Source organism: Candidatus Methylomirabilota bacterium, from assembly GCA_036002485.1.
Taxonomy (GTDB): Bacteria; Methylomirabilota; Methylomirabilia; order Rokubacteriales; family CSP1-6; genus AR37.
This window is the reverse complement of record DASYTI010000176.1, coordinates 1-2,915: the sequence shown is the minus strand read 5'-3', so window position 1 is coordinate 2,915 and position 2,915 is coordinate 1. Positions and strand designations below refer to the sequence as shown.

Here is a 2,915-nt window from a genome sequence, read left to right as displayed (position 1 = left end):
GACGCAGCCGTCGTAGATGGGCAAGATATGCCCGCCGCAGAGCGTGAAGACATGGCCCACGCCCGCCTGCTTGAGCGTCCGCGCCACCAGATGCCCGCCGTTCAGATCCGCCATGGATTTCCCTTCCGCACGCGCGCGACGTCTACCAGAACTTCTCCCACTTGACGCTCTTGCGGTCCATGCCCTTCTTGACGAGGGCATCACGGACGGCGTTGATGGTGTTGCCGCCTCCACACGCGTAGACGACGAGGCGGTCCACACTGTGCACGAGGCGGTCGATCACCTGGGCGGGCTCGCCCGTCTCGCCGCGCCAGCTCGCCGGCGCCTCGCGCACCGCGGGGACATAGGTGAAGGAGGGGTAGCGGCGCGCCAGCGAGCGGAACTCCGCGTCATAGAGCAGCCAGGAGGGATCACGCGCCCAGAAGATCAGGATGGCGGGGCGGCCGAAGCCGGTCTCGTAGAGATCGGCCACGATGGAGCGCACGGGGACGATGCCGATCTCCTCGGCGAAGAAGACGGCGCGGCGCGGGTCGGCGCGGTTGAAGATGAAGCCGCCCGTGGGGCCTTTGAACTCGACGGCGTCGCCGACTTTGAGGCCGCGCAGCCACTGCGAGCCCATACCGGCGGGCGCCACGTCGACGGACAGCGTGAGCATGCCCTTGCGCGACGGGGTGGAGAGCATGCTCCAGGCGCGCACCGTCTTGGGACCGAAGGGCACGGAGATCCACTGCCCTGCCTCGAAGGGAAGCTCCGCGGGCTCGACCATGCGGAGATCCACCTCGATGACTTCCGGCCGGGGCCAGCGGATGGCGGCGACCTCCGCCTTGCCCTCCTTCGGCTTCGGCGCCAACTACCGACCCTCACCCCGACCCTCTCCCTGGAAGGGAGAGGGAGACGCGCTCGAAACCACAGACTCGCAAGAACCCAGTGACGCTTGCCGGATCCCTCTCCCCCAGTGGGGGAGAGGGCCGCAGTTCGAGCTGAAGGACGAAGCCCTGAGGCGAGGGCTGAGTAAATGAGGGGAATCCCACCTACGCGCTCCGGAACTTGGGAACCAGCGCGGCGGCCATCATCTCGATCTGCTCGGCTTCAGCAGCGGGGTCGCAGATCGCATCCAGGATGAAGTACGTGCAGCCCGCCTCGACGAAGCGGCCCAGCTGCTCGAGGCACTGGGCGGCCGTGCCGATGATCCCGTACTTCCGCGCGAGCGGGCCGAAATCCTGGGCATAGCGCTTGGAGAGCTTCTCCACCCACACGCGCTCGGCGCTCTCGTAGTCCTTGCCCATGGTGATGAAGGTCAGGTGCCCGCGCGTGAAGCCTTCGAGCGACCGCCCGGTCGCCGCCGCGGTGGCGTTGATCTTCTCCAGGCTCTGCTTGTAGCGCTCGGGCTGCACGACATAGGAGACCCAGCCGTCGCCCTGGCGCCCCGCGCGCTGGAGCGCAGCGTCCGAGCGCCCGCCGATCCAGATGGGTGGCGCCGGCTTCTGCACGGGCTTGGGATCGATGCTCACGCCCTCGAACTGGGTGAAGCGTCCCTTGAAGCTGGCCGGCGTGTCCTTCCAGAGGCGGCGCACCACGTCGATGCCCTCGGTCACGCGCGCCCCTCGCTCGTTGTGCAGAATACCGCAGGCCTCGAACTCCTTGGGATTCTCCCCTCCCACGCCGACTCCGAAGATCAGTCGCCCGCCCGAGAGGACGTCGAGGGTCGACGTGATCTTGGCCGCGATCGTGGGGTGGCGAAGAGCAAGCAGGTAAACGCCCACGCCGAGCTTGACGCGACTGGTGATGCCGGCATACGAGGCGAGCAGGGTCAGCGACTCGTAGAGCGGATTGTGGAAGGAGACGTGATCGCCGGTGAAGATCGAGTCGAAGCCGAGTGCCTCGACCCGCCGGGCAATGGCGAACTGCTCCTGGGGCGGGTGCGGCGCGAGAAAGCATCCGAAGCGGATCTGGGTCACGCGTTACCTCGGGAAGGCGTCCTTGACCCCGCCGTCCACGGTGATGGTGCAGCCCGTGGTCTTGGCGGAGCGGTCGGAGGCGAGGAACAGGATGGCCTCCGCCACGTCCTCGGGCAGGATGGGCACGGCCAGGATATTGCGCTTCCGGTAGAAATCCTCGAGCTGCTCCACGGTGATGCCCTGGGCGCGCGCGCGCTCGCGGCGGATCTCCTCCGACCAGAGCTTGGAGTCCCGGAAGACGGCGTCGGGGTTCACGATGTTGGAGCGGATACCGTGGGGGCCGCCCTCGAGGGCCAGCACCTTGGCGAGCTGGGCTTCGGCCGCCTTGGCCGCCGAATAGGCCGCGAAGTCCTTGCCGGGCGACATGACGTTCTTGGTGGCCACGAAGACGAACGCGCCGCCCAGCCCCTGGGCCTTGAGGACCCGCATGCCTGCGCGCGCCACGAGGAAGTGGCCCGTCGAGTTGACGGCAAAGGAGCGCTCCCACTCGGCCAAACTCATCTCGTCCACGGGCGCGGAATGGGCGATGCCCGCGTTCGAGACCACGATGTCGATGCCGCCATAGGCGAGCACGGCCTCCTCGAAGCCGGCGCGCACGGAAGACTCGCTGGCCACGTCCATGTCGACACCGACGGCCCGCCCGCCGCCGACGGCCGCCACCACCTCGTCGGCCACCTTGCGCGCGCCCGCCTCGTCGAGGTCCGCCACGACCACGTGGGCACCCTCCACGGCCAGACGCAGCGCCGCGGCCCGGCCGATGCCCGAGGCGCCGCCCGTGACGAGGGCGACGCGGCGGGCGAGCTCCTTCTCGGGCGGGGCCTGGGCCAGCTTGTAGAGCTCGAGCGGCCAGTACTCGACGTCGAAGGCATCGCGGGCCGAGAGCGACACGTAGCGCCCGAACGAGGTGGCGGCGCCGAGGACAGAGATCGTGTGGTGATAGATGTCGTTGACGATGCC

Annotated in this window: 4 protein-coding genes; all 4 read right to left on the bottom strand. The window is 68.5% G+C overall.

What is annotated here, in order from left to right; genetic code table 11:
- On the bottom strand, positions 1–114 hold a 114-nt coding region (locus VGT00_16530; protein HEV8533031.1), incomplete at its 3' end, for a thiamine pyrophosphate-binding protein.
- A 28-nt stretch (positions 115–142) separates the two neighbouring features.
- Complete coding sequence (locus VGT00_16525) at positions 143–850, bottom strand: FAD-binding oxidoreductase (protein HEV8533030.1); 708 nt, start codon at positions 848–850, stop codon at positions 143–145.
- A 181-nt stretch (positions 851–1,031) separates the two neighbouring features.
- Positions 1,032–1,958, bottom strand: coding sequence for an LLM class flavin-dependent oxidoreductase (locus VGT00_16520; protein ID HEV8533029.1), 927 nt, complete (start codon positions 1,956–1,958; stop codon positions 1,032–1,034).
- Between the two features lie 3 nt (positions 1,959–1,961).
- Positions 1,962–2,915, bottom strand: a 954-nt coding sequence (locus tag VGT00_16515) for an SDR family oxidoreductase (protein HEV8533028.1), incomplete at its 5' end; no start/stop codon positions are given.